General features: G+C 60.9%; 14 protein-coding genes. 9 read left to right on the forward strand and 5 right to left on the reverse strand.

Going from position 1 to position 17337, the window contains the following annotated elements; genetic code table 11:
* Positions 1–106 precede the first annotated feature (106 nt).
* Complete coding sequence (locus HDF10_RS00220) at positions 107–1237, reverse strand: NADH:flavin oxidoreductase/NADH oxidase (protein ID WP_183809353.1); 1131 nt, start codon at positions 1235–1237, stop codon at positions 107–109.
* Between the two features lie 331 nt (positions 1238–1568).
* Here HDF10_RS00220 and HDF10_RS00225 point away from each other — a divergent pair, with 331 nt between their 5' ends.
* The 7 genes from HDF10_RS00225 (at position 1569) to HDF10_RS00255 (ending at position 10908) form a co-directional block, all read left to right on the forward strand.
* Positions 1569–2195 (forward strand): hypothetical protein, encoded by a 627-nt coding sequence (locus tag HDF10_RS00225; protein ID WP_183809355.1) that lies wholly within the window; start codon positions 1569–1571, stop codon positions 2193–2195.
* Positions 2196–2274: 79 nt separating this feature from the next.
* Positions 2275–2961, forward strand: a complete 687-nt coding sequence (locus HDF10_RS00230) for a TFIIB-type zinc ribbon-containing protein (protein WP_183809357.1) — start codon at positions 2275–2277, stop codon at positions 2959–2961.
* Positions 2962–3192: 231 nt separating this feature from the next.
* Entirely contained in the window at positions 3193–6378 is a 3186-nt protein-coding gene (locus tag HDF10_RS00235; protein WP_183809359.1) for a DUF3857 domain-containing protein, read from the forward strand.
* 84 nt (positions 6379–6462) lie between these two features.
* Positions 6463–7038 (forward strand): bifunctional pyr operon transcriptional regulator/uracil phosphoribosyltransferase PyrR, encoded by a 576-nt coding sequence (gene pyrR / locus HDF10_RS00240; protein ID WP_260177516.1) that lies wholly within the window; start codon positions 6463–6465, stop codon positions 7036–7038.
* 229 nt (positions 7039–7267) lie between these two features.
* Positions 7268–8269, forward strand: a complete 1002-nt coding sequence (locus HDF10_RS00245; protein WP_183809361.1) for an aspartate carbamoyltransferase catalytic subunit — start codon at positions 7268–7270, stop codon at positions 8267–8269.
* Positions 8266–9573 (forward strand): dihydroorotase, encoded by a 1308-nt coding sequence (locus tag HDF10_RS00250; RefSeq protein WP_183809362.1) that lies wholly within the window; start codon positions 8266–8268, stop codon positions 9571–9573. Before HDF10_RS00245 ends, HDF10_RS00250 begins: the two co-directional genes overlap by 4 nt.
* 213 nt (positions 9574–9786) lie before the next feature.
* Positions 9787–10908 carry an alpha/beta hydrolase family protein gene (locus tag HDF10_RS00255; RefSeq protein WP_183809363.1) on the forward strand — a complete coding sequence of 374 codons (1122 nt, stop codon included), beginning with the start codon at positions 9787–9789 and terminating at the stop codon, positions 10906–10908.
* A gap of 181 nt (positions 10909–11089) precedes the next feature.
* On the opposite strand, the gene HDF10_RS00260 is transcribed toward HDF10_RS00255, so the two are convergent.
* Together HDF10_RS00260 and HDF10_RS00265 are read right to left on the reverse strand one after the other, a co-directional pair.
* On the reverse strand, positions 11090–11998 hold the full coding sequence (locus tag HDF10_RS00260; RefSeq protein ID WP_260177517.1) for a hypothetical protein: 909 nt from the start codon (positions 11996–11998) through the stop codon (positions 11090–11092).
* 98 nt (positions 11999–12096) lie between these two features.
* A complete protein-coding gene (locus HDF10_RS00265; protein WP_183809365.1) occupies positions 12097–13317 on the reverse strand; it encodes a glycine C-acetyltransferase in 1221 nt (406 codons plus the stop codon).
* 133 nt (positions 13318–13450) lie between these two features.
* On the opposite strand from HDF10_RS00265, the gene HDF10_RS00270 reads away from it, so the two are divergent.
* Positions 13451–14365, forward strand: coding sequence for a hypothetical protein (locus tag HDF10_RS00270; RefSeq protein ID WP_183809367.1), 915 nt, complete (start codon positions 13451–13453; stop codon positions 14363–14365).
* Between the two features lie 57 nt (positions 14366–14422).
* Here HDF10_RS00270 and miaA read toward each other — a convergent pair whose 3' ends face one another.
* The gene (gene miaA / locus HDF10_RS00275) at positions 14423–15382 is read right to left on the reverse strand and encodes a tRNA (adenosine(37)-N6)-dimethylallyltransferase MiaA (protein WP_183809369.1); all 960 of its coding nucleotides are present in this window, start codon (positions 15380–15382) and stop codon (positions 14423–14425) included.
* 258 nt (positions 15383–15640) lie between these two features.
* On the opposite strand from miaA, the gene HDF10_RS00280 reads away from it, so the two are divergent.
* Positions 15641–16102, forward strand: a complete 462-nt coding sequence (locus tag HDF10_RS00280; RefSeq protein WP_183809371.1) for a hypothetical protein — start codon at positions 15641–15643, stop codon at positions 16100–16102.
* Between the two features lie 110 nt (positions 16103–16212).
* Here HDF10_RS00280 and HDF10_RS00285 read toward each other — a convergent pair whose 3' ends face one another.
* A complete protein-coding gene (locus tag HDF10_RS00285) occupies positions 16213–17247 on the reverse strand; it encodes a TonB C-terminal domain-containing protein (protein WP_183809373.1) in 1035 nt (344 codons plus the stop codon).
* Between the last annotated feature and the right edge of the window lie 90 nt (positions 17248–17337).

Genomic DNA, 17337 nt, shown 5'->3' on the forward strand with positions numbered 1-17337 from the left:
CGGAACCGCCTGCCCGGCGGGAGTGGCCTATCGTTCGGCTGCTGCCAGTATAGGCCACTCCCGCCAGCGTGGTTTGTAATTTTCCCTGGTAGGGGCTGTTGAATTTTCAGGCACCTGGGGTGGAAACGGGCTGGCGTGGTTCGGTCTTTCCGCGTGCGCTGCGGACGTATTGGACGGGCCAGGTGGTGGATTGATGTAGAACCGCCGCGGCGTGCAGCGGCCAATAGGGGTTACGGAGCAGTTCGCGAGCCAGCAGGATGAGGTCTGCCTGTCCGGTGCGGATGATCTGGTCGGCTTGCGCTGGCTCGGTGATCATGCCGACTGCGGCGGTGGGGATTTCGGCCTGGCGGCGGATGGTGTCGGAGTGATGGACCTGGTAGCCGGAGCCTACTGGAATCTGTTGTGCGGGGTGGTTGCCGCCGGTGGAGACGTCTACGAGATCGACCTCTGCCTGCTTGAGGAGCTTGGAGAAGGCGACGGACTGGGGCAGATCCCAGCTTGGACCGAGGGACTCGGGAGCCCAGTCTGTGGCTGAGATTCGGACGAAGAGAGGCAGGTGCTGGGGCCATGCGGCGCGGACGGCCTGGACTATCTCGAGTGGGAAACGTACGCGGTTTTCGAAGCTTCCGCCGTACTCGTCGGTGCGTTGGTTGGAGAGCGGGGAGAGGAACTCGTGCAGGAGGTAGCCGTGTGCAGCGTGGATTTCGACGAGGTCGAAGCCGGCGGTGAGGGCGCGATGGGTGGCTGCTACGAAGTCGGCGATGATTTTATCCATACCGGCGCGGTCGAGAGCGGTTGGGACTGGGTATGCTTCGTCGAAGCGGATGGCGGAGGGGGCCACGGGCGGCCAGCCGCCTTCGGAGGCGGGCATGGTGCGAGCTGGTTCCCAGGGGACGGACATGCTGGCTTTGCGTCCGGCGTGGGCTAGCTGGGTGCCGACGTAGGCGCCGTGCTGGTGGAGGAAGGTGGTGATGCGCTTGAGCTCAGGGGTGTGCTCGTCCTTCCAGATGCCGAGGTCTCCTAGAGTGATGCGGGCTTCGGGGCTGACGGCGTTGGCCTCGGTGATGACGAGGCCGGCGCCGCCAATGGCGCGGCTTCCGAGGTGGACGAGGTGCCAATCGTTGGCAAAACCGTCGACTGAGGAGTATTCGCACATGGGGGAGACGGTGATTCGGTTGGGAAGAGTGAGGCTGCGGAGCTTGAGAGGAGCGAAGAGGTGGTCGGTTGGCTGAGTCACAATCAATTGGATGTGGCGGGAGGGATTTGGATGTGGGTGAGGGGCAGCCGTATGGATTAAATTCTCTTGTTGTGTTTTGGAGGGGTTTTAGCGAAAGTCGTGGATTTTTGGTGGTTTTTTTGTGGTGTAGATGTGGTGAAATGCGTGGTGAACGTGGAGAAAAAACAGCGTTGATTTGAACGCTGAAAGATGCGCCATGGATTCCGGCTTTTTTTTGACCAGACCGAGGGACGGAGTTCGGCTAGACCAAAACGGAGTTCGGCCAGACCGAGAGACGGAACCTAAGGCGGCGAGAGAGCGTATTGTTTTTCTGACGGAATGGAGGCTTGAGATGCGGGTGAACCAGAGTGCAGCGGCGGGGATGCTGGCAGGGGCGATGGCAGTGTCGACGATGCTGATGAGCGGCTGCCGGATTGAGAACGACAAACATGGCGATGCCGATAACGTGAAGATCGCCACGCCGTTTGGCGGGATGTCGGTGAAGACGAACGAAGCGGCCGGAGTGGATGCGATTGGGCTGCCGGTGTATCCGGGGGCCGTGATGGTGAAGAAGAAGGATAAGAACGACGGGGCGGCCGATATCAATTTGAGCTTCGGCAGCTTTTCGCTGAAGGTGAAGGCGGCCAGTTACACGACGCCCGATAGTCCGGACCTGGTGGCGGCGTTTTATCGCAAGGCGCTGGGGCGATATGGCGATGTGATTCAGTGCCAGAACAACAAGCCGGTGAGTTCGCAGACACGGACGGCAGACGGGTTGACCTGTGATGACGATCAAAAGAATCACATCAAGGTGGACAACGACCTTTCGGGCAAGCTGGAGTTGAAGGCTGGGTCGAAGCAGCATCAGCATATCGTCGGGATCGATCCGGATGGCAGTGGAACGAAGATCGGGATGGTGGCGCTGGATCTGCCGGGGCATATCTCGGTTGGCGATGACGACAACTCGAGCAAACAGTAGCGCGGCAGGGTGCGGCTGGACGGTGCGGCGGAGTCGGTGCGCTTGCCGCGCCCTTTGGGGTGGGGTAGCTTCATAAGATATGCATGAGTACTGTCACCGTTGCGGAGGCGAGCTTTCTGCCAGTGTTGGCGATTCGCCGTTTTGCCCCCATTGCGGGTCTCCGCAGATCTATCTGCAGGACTACGAAGAGCAGAGCAACGGCGCGGAGGGCGATACGACGGGTGCGATGCCGCCGCCGCGGCCGCAGCAGGTGGAGTGGAAGACGGCGATTCGATGTGCGCTGCTGGTAGCGGTTGTGGCGGCGGTGCTGAGTGTGCTGTCGGCGCGGGTGCAGCTGGTGTCGCCTCTGACGTGGTTATGGACGATCAGCGGGTCGATGATTACGCTGGCGCTGTATCAGAAGAGGAAGCCGCTGGCGTGGATGGATGCCGGCATCGGGGCGCGGATTGGCGTGGTGGTGGGGCTGGCTCTGGTCTCGTGTCTCGCGGTGGCGATGGCGGGTGCGGGGTTGGTGGCGAGGTTTGGGCTGCATAACATGGCGGGGTTCGATGCGGAGCTGACGCAGGCGCTGCATGCTCAGGTGGAGAAGGCCGCTGCAACGACGCCGGAGCCGCCGGATGTGGTGCGGTTTCTGTATTCGCCTGAGGTGAGGGCGGGGATTATGCTGGCGGGGTTTGCGATGGTGTCTGGCGTGCTGCTGGTGTTGTCGACGGTGGGTGGGGCGCTGGGTGGATTTATGCGGATGCGGCGTAAGGTTTCGGCGTAGGTCTGGTTGGGCGGTTCCTCTACGACCTTTGTGGTAATTCCTTGGTTTCGATGCGGTCGTGCGCCAACGGGGCGGTGAATTCCATGGTTTGTCGGATCGGGTTCTGCTATACACAGCAGAGAGATTATGAAAGCCACTTTGTTTTGCTGTGCTCCTCTGTTGGTTCTCTCTGCCTTAGCGTTCGGCCAAAGCCCGACTTCGCCGGAACGTATTCCTGTTAAGAATTTGCCCTTGTCCGCGCCCGCATCGGGTGTGAAGGGTGCGGTAAGTCCCCCTGACTACTCTGGAGAGCCAGGCATCATTCAACATATGGACAGGGTGTATCAGGTGGAGGCAGACGGTACGGGCTGGCGATTGCTGACGACATCGGTTCAGGTGCTGACCGAAGGTGCGGTGAAGCAGTTTGGCGTGCTCAGCGTTGCTTTTGCGAGTAGTTCGGAGAGCGTCGAGATTATCTATGCCAGGGTGAAGCGCCCGGACGGCACGGTGGTGGAGACGCCGGTGAGCGGCGCGATGGAGCAGGCCGATTCCGTGACGCAGGCGGCTCCGTTTTATAGCGATCTGAAGCAGAAACAGCTTCCGATTCGGAGTTTGAGCGTGGGCGACACGCTGGAGTGGCAGGCGAAGGTGGTGCGGACAAAGGCAGAGGCTCCCGGTCACTTCTGGGGTCAGGAGACCTTCTTCGAAGATGCGGTGATCCTGTCTCAATCGGTGGAGCTGCGGGTTCCGAAGGATGCGTTTGTGAATGTGTGGAGCCCTACGTTGAAGCCGACGGAGACGACTGCGGCGGGTTACAGGGTGCTGCGGTGGGAGAACTCGCAGCTGAAGCCGACTGTGGGCAAAGAGGCCGATGCGGCGAAAGAGGCCAAGAGCAAGGTGGTGTGGACGCCGGAGCAGGAGTTGGAGGCGACGCAGGGCAAGCTGCCTATGATTGCGTGGACGAACTTCAAGAGCTGGGAGGATGTGGGTGCGTGGTATCGAGGTCTGGAGAAGGATCGGACCGCGCCGGATGAGGAGATCAAGGCGAAGGTTGCGGAGTTGACGGCGGGGAAGACGACGGAGGAAGAGAAGGTTCGCGCGGTGTATGGGTATGTGGCGACGCAGATTCGGTATATCGGAGTTGCGTTTGGTGTGGGCCGGTATCAGCCGCATCGTGCGGAGGAGGTGATGCAGAACCGGTATGGGGACTGCAAGGATAAGCACACGCTGCTGGCTTCGATGCTGGAGGTTTTGGGTTTGCACCCGGATGCGGTGTTGATTGGTGCGGGGATTAGGTTCAACGATGCGGTGCCTTCTCCTGCCGCGTTCAATCATCTGATCACGATGGTTGCGGTCGACGGGAAGGATGTGTGGCTGGATGCTACGGCGGAGGTGGCTCCGTACAAGATGCTGTCCTACTCGATTCGCGACAAGCAGGCGCTGGTGATTCCGGGCGCTGCAGTTGCGCAGGTGGAGCGAACTCCGGCGAAGCTTCCGTTTGCTTCGTATCAGGCGATGCATGCGGAGGGTTCGCTGGATAAGGAAGGGACTTCGAACTCGCGGCTGACGATGACGTTTCGCGGCGATGATGAGTTGGTGATGCGGAGCGTATTGCGGCAGCTATCGCCTGCGCAGTATGACCAGGTGGTGCAGCAGATGTCGCAGAATATTGGTTATCAGGGAACGACGAGCCACGCCGAGGTGAGCAAACCTGACGATACGGCAGAGCCACTGAAGATCAGTTACGACTACAAGCGAGAGAAAGGAGGCGACTGGGACAACTATCGCATCCTCCCGCAGATCGCGCCGGTGTCTCTTACGAGACCGGACGAGAAGACGCCTCCGGTTCGCGCGATCTTACTCGGTGTTCCGAGGACGGAGACTTCGACGGCGGAGATGAAGCTGCCGGCGGGTTGGGGTGTTGAGTTGCCAGAGGCGGTGCATCAGAAGTCGCCTTATGCGACGTATGACGAGACGTACCGGTTTGAAAAAGGGACTTTGTATACGGAGCGACGAATCGAGGTGCTGCAGGATAAGGTTCCGGTGAGTGACTGGAAGAGTTACAAGAAGTGGGCGGATGCGGTCGATCTGGGGAATGAGCAGTATGTGCAGTTGACTGGGATGGCGGGAAAAACGTCTGATGCTTCAGTCGGATCGCCTTCGACGATGGAGAACAACACCGAGGCGCAGACGTTGGTGGAGGATGCTTTTAGCGATGTGCAGCAGGGGCATCTGGACGCCGCGCAGCTCAAGTTGGATACAGCGAAGAGTTTGAACGCACGACAGATGGGGTTGTGGAGGACTTATGGGTATTTGGCGTTTTCACGAGGCCAGTCCTCTAATGCGATCGAAGACCTACAACAAGAGGTGAAAAATCATCCGGAACAACAGGCAATGTATGGGCCTCTAGCGGAGGCGCAGATCAGGTTGGGTCGGGTTGCTGAAGCGAAAGAGACTCTGAAGAGTTGGGCTTCAGTCGATAAGAGCAATTCGATGCCTTCGGTGAGGCTGGTACAAGTGCTTTTGGAACAGAAGAACGCGAAGGAGGCGGTATCAGAGGCAGAGTCAGCGATTGCCAAGCTTCCGGCTGACAAGAAGAACGATGGGGCTCTTCAATTGGAGCTGGGCAGGGCGGAGCTGCGGGCTGGGATGAAAGATAAGGGGCGCGTGACGTTGCTTGCGTTAATGCGCAGTACGGAAGATCCGCTGATGATGAATAACAGCGCTTATGAGTTGGCGGACGCTGGCCTGGAGCTTGAAGCCGCCGATGCAGCTACGCGGACTGCGTTGGACAAAATGGCGGAGGAAAGCAGGGCGTGGACGCTCGATGAAAGTCCACAGATGCTAGCTGCCAAGTCGCGATTGATTGCCGCAACGTGGGACACGATGGGGTGGATTCTTTATCGCGAAGGGAAGACGGAGGAGGCGGAGAGCTACCTCAGGGCATCCTGGAGGAACGATCAGAGTGCAGAAGAGGGCAAGCATCTGGCGTTACTGCTAGAGAAGAAGGGTGATAGGGACGCGGCTTTGACTATGTACGAACTCGCAGCCGCGACAATTTCGGACTATGACGCAACGGGTGCGAAGAAAGCTCCAGGAGAGCAGAAGCTCGAGTTGCAGAAGGACGCGGAGGCGTTGCGGAAGATGGGTGCGACTTCGTCGACGCATGACGCACATAAAACTCTCCAGGAACTGCGGACGATTCCGCTGGGCGCGGCGAAGGGGCTATCGGGGAGGGCCGAATATCGCTTGCTGATGAACGACGGCAAGGTGACTCAGTCAAAGGCGGTGAGGAGTTATGGTTTGAAGGATGGAGAAGAGCGAGTGAAGGCTATGCGGGTAACCGGGTTTACCCCGGCGGGTTCACAAGCCAACCTCGTGAGGACAGGGATGATGGATTGCCATGGGAATGTTTGTGAGGTGGTGCTCGAACCTTAGGGGTGTTCGCGGGGGAGACGGATTGGCTGGGGTGACGGCGGTTCTTTTAGGTGGGCGGATGCTGGTATCATCAAGCGCAATTGTATGAGTGAAGATACTGAAGTTCGGAAGCCGAAGTTTCGTGAAAAGGGCAGGCTGATGTCGGCCTCAGAGATCGAGCGTACGCTGGTAAGGCTGGCGCATGAGATCGTGGAAAAACATGGCGGCAGCAAGAATGTCGGCCTGGTGGGGATCAAGCGGAGGGGCGTTCCGCTGGCGCAGAGGCTGGGCTTGCTGATCGAGAAGATCGAGAAGCATCCGGTGGATGTTGGGGTGCTGGATATCAGCTTTTATCGCGACGATCTTTCGACCGATGGACCGAGGCCGAAGGTGACCCCGGGGGCGATCGGATTCGATGTGACGGGGCGCGACGTTATTTTGATGGACGACGTGCTGTATACGGGGCGGACGATTCGGGCGGCGCTGGATGCGTTGTTTGACTATGGGCGGCCGAAGAGTGTGCGGCTGCTGGTGCTGATAGACCGTGGGCATCGCGAGCTGCCGATCGAGGCGACGTATGTGGGGCGGCTGATTCCTACGTCGAAGCGGGAGATTATTGAGGTGAAGCTGAACGAGGTGGATGGGCAGGAGCAGGTGCTGCTGGTTGAGCTGGTGGATTGAGCTTGTCCTGCCGGACGGGCGCCCGCGCGGGCAGCGGTCACTTCGTGACTTGTATACCCCTTCGGTTAGTGCTCCCGTTGGTCGCAGGCAGGAGTTTGTGCCGACCAACAGGAGGACCTAAGGTGTTTGTCCTGCCAAGACCGGTACACGCGTGACGAAGTGACCGCCCTCCGCGCAGGAGGCACGTCCGGCAGGACAGAGATTCGCTCCAGGCTCTAAGATAAATTCGATGACGATATTAGAGACGGGCACGATTGCGGCGGGGTCGTTGCTGACGGTTGCGAGCCTGACGGTGGAGGAGGTTGCGGCGATTCTGGCGGCGACCGATCGGCTGGAGCGAATGGCTGCGGCGGAGCGGGCGAGGATTCTCGAGGGGCGGCGGATTGCGCTGCTGTTTTACGAGTCGAGCACGCGGACCAGGACTTCGTTTGAGCTGGCGGCGAAGTCGCTGGGGGCGATGACGACGCTGGTGAGCGATAAGTCGTCGTCGATTGAGAAGGGCGAGAGCCTGAAGGACACGGGGCTGACGCTGCGGGCGCTGGGGGCGGAGTGCATTGTGCTGCGGCATGCGAACTCAGGGGCGCCGTATCTGCTGGCGAAGATGACGGGGCTGCCGGTGCTGAATGCGGGAGATGGGATGCATGAGCATCCTTCGCAGGCGCTGCTGGATCTGCGGACGATGTTGGTGCGGTTGCCGGGGATGGGTGGGCGGCTGGTGAATGCCAAGACGCTTGAGGGCGTGACGGTGGTGATTACGGGGGATATTTTGCATAGCCGGGTGGCGCGGTCGAATGCAATGCTGCTGCCGCGGCTGGGGGCGAGGGTGGTGCTGTGCGGGCCAAAGGAGTTGCTGCCGGAGGATGCGTCGGGATTGGGTGCGGGGGTTGAGATTGAGCGGGATTTCGATAAGGCTTTGAAGCAGGCCGGCTCGCGAGGGAAGGCGGTGGTGATGATGCTGCGGATTCAGCGGGAGCGGCTGGCGGGGTTGGAGCTGGACCTGGGGGAGTATATCTCGCGGTATCAGCTGGATGAGGAGCGGCTGATGGCGCGGGCGCCGGAGGCTTTGGTGATGCATCCGGGGCCTATGATTCGCGGGCTGGAGATCGCGGGCGAGGTGGCGGATGGGCCGAACTCGGCGATTGAGGACCAGGTGCGGCATGGGCTGGGCGTGAGGATGGCGCTTCTGGTGAGGGCGCTGGGTGCGGGTGGATTTGAGAGTGTAACGGTATGAGTGACCTATTGATTTTGAACGGGCGGCTGGTGGATCCGGCTGGCGGGGTGGATGGGGAGCGGGACTTGTTGCTGCGGCATGGTCGGGTGGCTGCGGTGGAGATGCCGGGGGTGTTGCGGGCGGCCAAGGCAAAGGAAACGATTGACGCGAAGGGGATGATCGTCGCGCCGGGGCTGGTGGATGTGCACGTGCACCTGCGGGAGCCGGGGCAGACTTATAAGGAGTCGATCAGGACGGGTACGGCGGCGGCGGCGGCGGGCGGGTTTACCAGCGTGGTGGCGATGCCGAATACCGTGCCGGTGAATGATTCGGTGGAGAAGCTGGAGTGGATGCTGGATGCGGCGCGCGGGGCTTGCGTGAAGCTGTTCGCGATGCCGGCGGCTACGTTTGGCAGCAACGGTGAGGAGATTACCGACTATCACGAGCTGCAGAGGGCCGGGGCGGTGGGGTTTACCGACGATGGAAAGCCGGTGCTGCTTGATCGCGTGATGCGTGCGGCTCTGGTGGCGGCTGCGGGGATTGAGGTGCCGGTGTCGCAGCATGCGGAGGATACGCGGCTGACGGGTGGGTGCAGTATGAATGCGGGGCCGGTGGCGTTTCGGCTGGGGCTTCGCGGGATGACGGTGGAGGCGGAGTCGAAGATTGTGGAGCGGGATATCCGGTTATTGAAGGATATTGAGCGGCAGGATGGACTGCGCCCGCATCTGCATGTGCAGCATGTGTCGACGGCGAAGGCGATGTCCTTGATACGAGCGGCAAAGGCGGAGGGGCTGCATGTGACGTGCGAGGTTGCGCCGCATCACTTTACGCTGACCGATGAGGCGATTGGAGACTACGACACGAATGCGAAGATGAATCCGCCGCTGCGCAATGATGCGGACCGGTTGGCGATGATTGCGGGGTTGATGGATGGAACGGTGGCTTGCATTGCGACCGATCATGCTCCGCATGCGCTGTTTGAGAAGGAGCAGGAGTTTGAGCGGGCTCCGAATGGGATTACGGGGCTGGAGACCGCGCTGGGACTGGCGTTGCGGGTGTTGCATAAGGGCAACGGGATGCCGATCTCGCGGGTGATTGAGTTGATGAGTGCGCAGCCGGCCGGGATTGTTTCGCTGGAAGGGCGTGGCACGTTGAAGGTGGATAGCTTTGCGGATGTGGTGGTGTTTGATCCGGCGGCGGAGTGGAGTTTTGAGGCGGCGAAGAGTCTGTCGAAGTCGCGGAATACTCCGTTTGATGGGGCGCCGATGTTGGGTCGCGTTGCGGCTACTATTTGCGAAGGGCGTGTCGTTTTTAGGGGAGCCTGATCAGGTTCAACAGAGTGCCGACGCTGCCTAGAACGTAGTTGTGTCCTGCCGGACGAGCGCCCTGCGCGGGCGGCGGTCACTTCGTGACGCGTAATTGCTTCGCGAGACGCTCCCGCTGGTCGCGAGCCATCTTCCTTTCCGGCAAACGCTTGAATCTATGGCATTCGCAGTGGCAGCGTGGAACTAAGGGGAGGCGGTTTCGTATAGTGGCGCATGAGAACTTTGCGATGGGCGGCGACGCTGGTTGTTGGATTTACGGTGATGTTGAGCGTACGGGGTGGTTTGGCGGCAACCGGTGCGACGACTACGTACGAGGTGGGAGAGAGTTCGCGCGTGTTCAAGCCGGGGCATGCGCGGAACTGGCGGGGCGCGAAGACTGAGGCGTTGCGGGCGACGATCTGGTATCCGGTGAATGCGGACGGGAAGGTGTATGAGGAGCCGCAGGTGATTGGTCCGCCGGATGGGCCGCTGTTTCTTGCGGGTGGCGCGGCGGTGGATGCTCCGATTGCGACTTCGCCGGCGAAGTTTCCGGTGGTGATGCTGTCGCATGGGACGGGTGGGTCGGCGATGCAGTTGGCGTGGCTGGGCACGGTGCTGGCGCGGCATGGGTATATCGCGGTGGGGATCAATCATCCTGGGAACAACGCGCTTGAGCCGTATACGGCTGAGGGGTTTGTGTTGTGGTGGGAGCGGGCGACTGATATCAGTGACGCGCTGGATGCGCTGTTGAGTGATGCGACGTTTGGGACGCATGTTGATGAGGCTCGGATTGGTGCGGCGGGATTCTCAATCGGCGGCTATACGGTGTTGGAGTTAGCGGGTGCGCGAACGGACCAAGAGCAGTTTCTCAAGGCTTGCAGGACCGACCCGACTCTGCACAAGTGCGTGGTGCCGGAGATGAAGAGCATGGGAGATCCGGAGCAGATGCTGGCGAAGGTGAGGGCGAGCAGCGCAGAGTCGATGGTGCGTGGAGGTGCGAGCTATCGAGATTCGCGGGTGAAGGCGGTGTTTGCGATCGCTCCGGCTGTGGGGCAGGCGTTCGATGCGGACGGATTTCGTGAGGTGACGATTCCGGTGGCGATGGTGGTGGGGGCGGCGGATCAGATTGCTCCTGTGGCGACGAACGCGGGGAGGTTTCTGGCGTTGATGCTGAATGCGCACCTGACGGTGCTGCCCGATGGCGTGGCGCACTACACGTTTTTAGACACGTGTACGGATGTGGGAAGGGCTAAGCTTGGGGTGTTTTGCGTGGATGCTGCTGGTGTGGATCGCGAGAAGGTGCATGCGACTGTGTCGGCGATGGCTGTGAAGTTCTTCGATAAAAATCTGAAGTGAAAACGGAGAACGGTCTAGGCAGCAGCTTGCAGTGAATGGCAGACAGGATGCAACTGCAAAGACGAATGCGGGGGTCTCTCCACTGCGCGGCGGACGATGAGACTGTCCGCCGCTTCGGTCGAGATGACGATGTTGGTGGGGCGGAGAAAAACGCGATCTGCTTTAGTGGGTGTGGAAGAGTTTAGTGGGTGTGGAAGACGGCTTTGTTGACGTCGGGCCAGAACTCTTTGTAGAAGAAGTTGAAGCCGTCGATGATGTCGCTGGTAAGCCACTTCTGACCGACCTTGGTCCAGGTGCGGTAGGTGGTGGGGTAGTAGAGGCTGGAGATGCCGGAGGCTGCGCCGGATCCGATGACCTCGGCGAAGTTGAAGGTCGCGCCGCCGTCATCTTTGCGGGATATCAGAACGCGTGAGACTGCGTAGAGAGAGCGTTTGCGGAAGCCGCCGTGGCCGAGCGTGTAGAAGCGGTTGTCCTGCTTGAAGATGATGGGGCCGAGGCCGCCTACCCAGAAGTTCTCGTCGATGGTGTCGGCGAGGGTGTGCCAGTAGTAGCGGCCGTAGCCGGCTACGCCCTGATGGAACTCGGGGTAGGACTTGCTGTTGAAGGAGACGCCAGCCTGGATGCCGGCGATGAAGAAGGAGGAGTAGTCGAAGGTGTCTTTGCCGGCGATGAGGAACTTGTCCTTTGCGCTCATGGGCGGGAGCTTGGTGTCGGCAGAGACGGAGCGGAAGTTGGGTACAATGCCTAAGATGCGCTTGGTCTGCTGGGTGCCGTTCGGGCTGACGATGTCGGGATTGTCGGTCTTGACGGGCGGCGGGGGAGTGCTTTGCGGATAGAGCAGGGCGCCGGGAGCGTCGGGTAGATCGGGGGCGGCGATAGTGGCGGAGGCATCGGCGTGGGCATCGGCAGAGGTATCGGCGGGATTGGCTAGGCTGGACGACTCGGTGGCTGCGGAGGTCGGCGGGATTGCGCTGACGAGGAGTGTCTGTTGAGCGTGAAGAGTTACGGCTGCCCCGGGAAGTGAGATCGAGAGTACGGTGCCTAGCAGGAGGCCGGTTAGCCTCAGCTGGCGGAGGTTGTAAAGGGGCATACCATTAAGACGCATACTTTCAAGAATAGACTCTCCGCCGGGCGCTATTCGTGAAAATAGCCCCGTTTGCGGCGGATCGTTTGGGTCGATAACGTGGATCAGGATTGGAGGATGCCTATTTTTCTGGCGACGGAGGAGAAGGTTTCGAGGGCCTGATCGATCTGCTCGCGGGTGTGTTCGCTGGTCATGATAGTGCGAATACGGGCTTTACCTTCGGGAACGGTGGGGAAGGCGATGCCGGTGGCCATGACGCCGGCGTCGAAGAGGGCGCGGGAGTAGTCCATGGTGCGGCGGCTGTCTCCGATGATGATGGGGGTAATGGGGGTCTCGCTTTTGGGCGTGGTGTTGCCGCCTGTGTCAAAGCCGGCGTCGGCGAGCTGCTGCTTGAAGTAGCTGGTGTTGGCCCAGAGGCGGGCTATGCGGTCGGGCTCATTCTCCAATATGTCGAAGGCGGCGATGCAGGTGGCGGCGACCGAGGGTGGATGCGAGGTGGAGAAGAGGAAGGGCCGGGCGCGGTGATAGAGGTAGTCGATGAGGTCGCGGCTGCCGCAGACGTAGCCGCCGAGTGCTCCGATGGCCTTTGACAGGGTGCCGACCTGAACGTCGACTTTGTCGGTGGCGTGGAAGTGATCGACGGAGCCGCGACCGTTGCGACCGAGAACGCCTGAGGCGTGGGCGTCGTCGACCATCATGATGGCACCGTACTTTTCGCAGAGGTCGGCGAGTTTGTCGACGGGGCCGATGTCGCCGTCCATGGAGAAGACGCCGTCGGTGATGAGGAGCTTGCGGCCGGGCTCGTTCTGGACCTCTTGCAGGAGCTGCTCGGCGTGGGCGATATCTTTGTGGCGGAAGACTTTGATCTTGGCCTTCGAGAGGCGGGCACCGTCGATGATGCTGGCGTGGTTGAGCTCGTCGGAGAGGATGAAGTCTTCTTTGCCGAGGATGCTGGAGACGGTGCCGGCGTTGGCGGCGAAGCCGGACTGGAAGACGACGCAGGCCTCGACGCCTTTGAAGGCGGCGATCTTTTCTTCGAGCTCCATGTGGATGTGCATGGTGCCGGCGATGGTGCGGACGGCGCCGGAGCCTACGCCGTATTTTTTTGTGGCGGCGATGGCGGCTTCTTCGAGGCGGGGGTCGTTGCAGAGGCCGAGGTAGTTGTTGGAGGCGAGGTTGATGACGCGCTTGCCGTCGTAGGTGCAGACGGGGGCCTGCTGGTCGTCGAGTACGCGCAGCTTGAAGAAGGTGCCGCGCTCGCGGAGATCGTCGAGCTGGGCGGTGAGGTGGGCAAGCTGGGGGCGTCTGGCGGCTGCGGAGGTCATGTAATTATCTTAAACCTTTTGTGGCCGGGCGGTCTCTGGTGCGGAATGAGCATCTTACGAGATGTATCGGTTTGCGATCTGCGACTTATTCGTCGCTGAAGCTTATTTTCGAAGTAAGAACGAGGATGGCACGATGAACTTTCAATATTCGGGCAAGACAGCTGGTGCAATGATGCTGGCGTTGGTGATGCTGGCTGGATGCAAGTCGAAGCAGGACGCTGCGATCGATCAGGCTAAAAAACAGGCAGCGGCTACAGGGCAGGCACAGCAGGTGGTTTCGACCGATGGCAATGGCAATGTGACCACCACGACAGTGCAGCCGCCGGCACAGGGACAGACTGCGCAAGCTGTGACGACGACTACGACTCCCGCGTCTCCAACGGCAACTGTGGCGCCCAACACGCCCGCTACCGCTCCTGGAACTCCTGATCAGACGGCCACGGGACAAGGGGCGACGCCGGGGCAGGTGGATTCTTCAGGACAACTCGTGACGGCGCCTGCTCCCGGGGCCGCACCGATTATTCGGCCGGCAGATGTGAATATTGCTGCGGGGACGAATCTAACCATTCGGATCAATCAACACATCAGCGTGAAGACCAGCCATGCCGGAGACCGGTTTACCGGAGAGGTGGAAGAGCCGGTGGTTGGCCGGGGTGATCGCGTCGTGATTCCGAGGGGTACGCCGGTGAGCGGTGTGGTGGTTGCTTCTCATCGACGGGGGCACTTCAAAGGGTCTTCGATCCTGGAGTTGAGGCTGACCTATCTCACTCTCAACGGGTCGCGATATGCGCTGGATACTTCGGATTTGACGCGGACGAAGAAGGGCAAGGGTAAGCGGTCGGCGGCGATTATTGGCGGCGGAGCGGGAGCGGGCATGCTCGTGGGCGGGTTGGCGACCGGAGGCGTTGGGCTTCTGGTTGGCGGGCTTGTTGGCGGTGGTGGCGGGACGCTCATAAGCGGGTTGACGGGGAATCGGGACATCGAGATTCCGGCTGAATCGATTGTGCGGTTCAAGCTGGCGGATAACCTGGTAATTCAGCCTTCTTAATTTTTGTTCGAAGACCTGAAGGAAAAAGCTCATCCTTGCGGGTGGGCTTTTTTCTTGTCAGTGAAGATGCTTTGCGACGAGGTGATGGGCCTGGTCTGTGATGTCTGCGTCGCCGCCGCAGCCAGGAAGCCAGTGCATGTCGGGTTCGCGGCGGAACCAGGTGAGCTGGCGCTTGGCGTAGTTGCGATGGCCTTGCTGGGCTTGCGCGACGGCTTGCTCGCGGGTGAGCTCGTTGCGGAGGACGGCGACGGCTTCAGCATAGCCGAGTGAGGTGAGGGGACGGCAGGCTTCGCCATAGCGGGCTATAAGGCGCTCTGTCTCCTCGACGAGACCGCGGGCGAACATGCTGGCTGCGCGCTGGTTGATGCGTTGGTAGAGGAGGGAGCGGGCGGGGTTGAGGCCGAGGCGCAGGATGCGATAGCCGGTGAGGGCGTCGCGGCCTTGCTGCCATTGTTCGGTCATGGGAGTTCGCTTGTTGGGGCTGAGGCTTTGGCCGGTTGCGAGAGAGATCTCGATGGCGCGTACGACTTTGGGGACGTCGTTGGGGTGAATGGTTGCTGCTGCGGCCTGGTCGAGGCGGGTCAGGATGCGATGCAGATAGGCAGGGCTGCGGGTCGAGGCGATGTTGCGGAGGCGTTCGCGCTGGCCGGGTTTTTGTGGAGGTGCGGGGAAGAGGCCGTCGATGAGGGCCCGGAGATAGAGGCCGGTTCCGCCCGCGATGATGGGGAGATGACCGCGTTCGGTGATGCCGGCGAGGGCTTCGCGAGCCTGACGGCTGTAGTCGCCGGCGGTGCATGACTCGTCGGGCCAGGCGATGTCGATCATGTGGTGGGGGACGAGGGCGCGCTCTTCGTGGGTGGGCTTGGCGGTGCCGATCTCCATCTCGCGGTAGACGGCGACTGAGTCGCAGCTGATGATCTCGCCGTTGAACTGCTGAGCGAGCGAGAGCGCGAGGGAGGTTTTGCCGCTGGCCGTGGGACCTGCGAGAACGATGAGGGGATGTTCAGGCGGCTTCACCAAAGGCGCCACCAGCCTGGATGAAAGAGGTTGTGGACGCCAGCGCGGAGAAGACTGAAGAGGAACACGACGAGGGCTAACAGAAGTAGGCCGCGAATCTGGCGGCGGCGTTCTGTCTGAAGGGGTTCGGTTGGGTTCTGATGTGCGATGTTGGTAGCCGGAGTTTTCTCTGAAGCTCTTCTCGATGATAGATGACGAGGCGCAAACAAGGCTTCGGTACATTTGCTCAAAAGACAGCTGAGATGTGATCCTTGAGAGATGATGCTGAAGAAGATGATCTGTGCGGTAGCAGGATTTTTGTTGGCCTGCGGTGTTCCTGTTGTCGCACAGGAGAAGGGTTTGTGGCGTGCAGAGAGTTCTACGGCACAGAATATTACGGGTGATGTGGCCTTCGGCGGGGAGAAGATGTCGATCAACTTTACGAGCTTCGTGGTTGCGCAGATACGTTCTCTCGAGCCGGGCGAGGTGAGCGCAGTCTTCGATGCAGACAGCGGTGCCGGCGGGAGTGGCAACCTCTTCAGGCTGAATATCCCGGCTGCAAAGAAGTTTCTGCACAAAAATACTCTATGCGGTACTGAAGATGTGCAGTGGATGGCGACTTACGTTGTTGGGCGCTCGTTGAAGATTGCATTTTTCTCGGGACCAAAGATGCCGGTATTCGCGTTGAATGAGATCGCAAATTCGACGGAGTTGTGCGGCACGTTTTCTTATGTTCGGTGAGCTGCTTGCCCCTTGTGTCCTGCCGGACGGGCCCGCTGCGCGCGGGGCGGTCACTTCGTGACTTTTGTACCGCTTCGCAGGTCGCTCCCGTTGGTCGCGAATGAAGGCGATTAGGGTAGGGGCTTGTTGGTGAGGAAGTCGATGCGTAGTTCGAGGTTGGGGCCGTGGAAGTTGGCGGGGAGCGGGGGGAACTGGCCTACGCCGGTGATGCCGCCCCAGCAGGCGCGGTCGATGGCCTGATCCTGACTGCTGCCGTCGAGGTTCATGGCGGCGATGCGGCCGTCGGGAAGGATGGTGAAGCGGATGAGGGTCTCGCCTTGTTTGTTGAGGGGCGGACGTGCCTCTTCGGGGATGAGTGGGATCCAGTTGCGCTTGATGTCACCGAGGATGCGACGAATGTAGGGGCCGAAGTCGACGCCTTGCGTGTCGGAGAGGATCTCGGCGCCGGTGCCCATGCCGGCGCGTCCACTGGATTGGCCCCCGCTGTAGTCGCCGGCGCTGCCGTGGTCGCGGGCGGCACCCTGGGCGGCCTGGCGGATGGCGTCGCCTGCGGTCTGGTTGGGGTTGCCGAAGTTTGGCCGGGTTGGGACTGGCTTTGGTGCCTCGACCAGAGCCTGCTGGGCGGGTTGCTGCGTAGGCTGAGGCTGTGGAGACGGAGGCAGCGGTGTCGCCTGTTGCTGAGGAGTCGGCTGCGCGGCGGGTGGTGTGGGAGTTGGCGGAGCGGGGGCAGCGGGTGTGGGCGGAACGGGCTTGCGCATCGCTTGAAGCTGTTTCAACATCTTTTGGTCAACGACTGGCTGCGCCGGCCGTGCCTTGGGGGTTCTGGGTGCGATTTTGGCGAGGTTCGTCGGGTCGTCGAGGCGGGTCAGTTGCTGGTCGCGTTCTTTGAGCACCTGGGCGGGACTGATGAGGCGGGGCTGATGGAAGAGTACGCGGGGGCCATAGAAGAGGAACCAGCCGATGGCCAGGTAGATGATGAGCGAGATGTAGATGGACTCGCGGAAGCGCGCTTTGGAGCGTTCGTCGTCGAGAGAGTCCAGCAGGTGAATGAGCTCACGCTCGTCGAGTTCGCCGAAGCGGCCGGTGCGCACCTTTACGGGCTGGTTGGGCGGTGCGGATTTGGGCGGAGTCTCGAGTAGGGGCATGGGCTATGAGGTCTGACGTGTACGGGGGGCGAAAGTTTCGTGCGGGATGGATTGTGACACTCCCGGCAGGATGCACCGGGTTGCACAGTC

Origin of the sequence: Tunturiibacter empetritectus (genome assembly GCF_014201375.1) — a bacterium.
In the GTDB taxonomy this organism is placed as follows: domain Bacteria; phylum Acidobacteriota; class Terriglobia; order Terriglobales; family Acidobacteriaceae; genus Edaphobacter; species Edaphobacter lichenicola_D.

Coding starts and splice junctions, on each gene's coding strand:
- HDF10_RS00225 (WP_183809355.1), top strand. CDS start 1,569: ATGCGGGTGAACCAGAGTGCAGCGGCGGGGATGCTGGCAGGGGCGATG.
- HDF10_RS00230 (WP_183809357.1), top strand. CDS start 2,275: ATGCATGAGTACTGTCACCGTTGCGGAGGCGAGCTTTCTGCCAGTGTT.
- pyrR (WP_260177516.1), top strand. CDS start 6,463: ATGAGTGAAGATACTGAAGTTCGGAAGCCGAAGTTTCGTGAAAAGGGC.
- HDF10_RS00245 (WP_183809361.1), top strand. CDS start 7,268: ATGACGATATTAGAGACGGGCACGATTGCGGCGGGGTCGTTGCTGACG.
- HDF10_RS00250 (WP_183809362.1), top strand. CDS start 8,266: ATGAGTGACCTATTGATTTTGAACGGGCGGCTGGTGGATCCGGCTGGC.
- HDF10_RS00255 (WP_183809363.1), top strand. CDS start 9,787: ATGAGAACTTTGCGATGGGCGGCGACGCTGGTTGTTGGATTTACGGTG.
- HDF10_RS00260 (WP_260177517.1), bottom strand. CDS start 11,998: ATGCCCCTTTACAACCTCCGCCAGCTGAGGCTAACCGGCCTCCTGCTA.
- HDF10_RS00265 (WP_183809365.1), bottom strand. CDS start 13,317: ATGACCTCCGCAGCCGCCAGACGCCCCCAGCTTGCCCACCTCACCGCC.
- HDF10_RS00270 (WP_183809367.1), top strand. CDS start 13,451: ATGAACTTTCAATATTCGGGCAAGACAGCTGGTGCAATGATGCTGGCG.
- HDF10_RS00280 (WP_183809371.1), top strand. CDS start 15,641: ATGATGCTGAAGAAGATGATCTGTGCGGTAGCAGGATTTTTGTTGGCC.
- HDF10_RS00285 (WP_183809373.1), bottom strand. CDS start 17,247: ATGCCCCTACTCGAGACTCCGCCCAAATCCGCACCGCCCAACCAGCCC.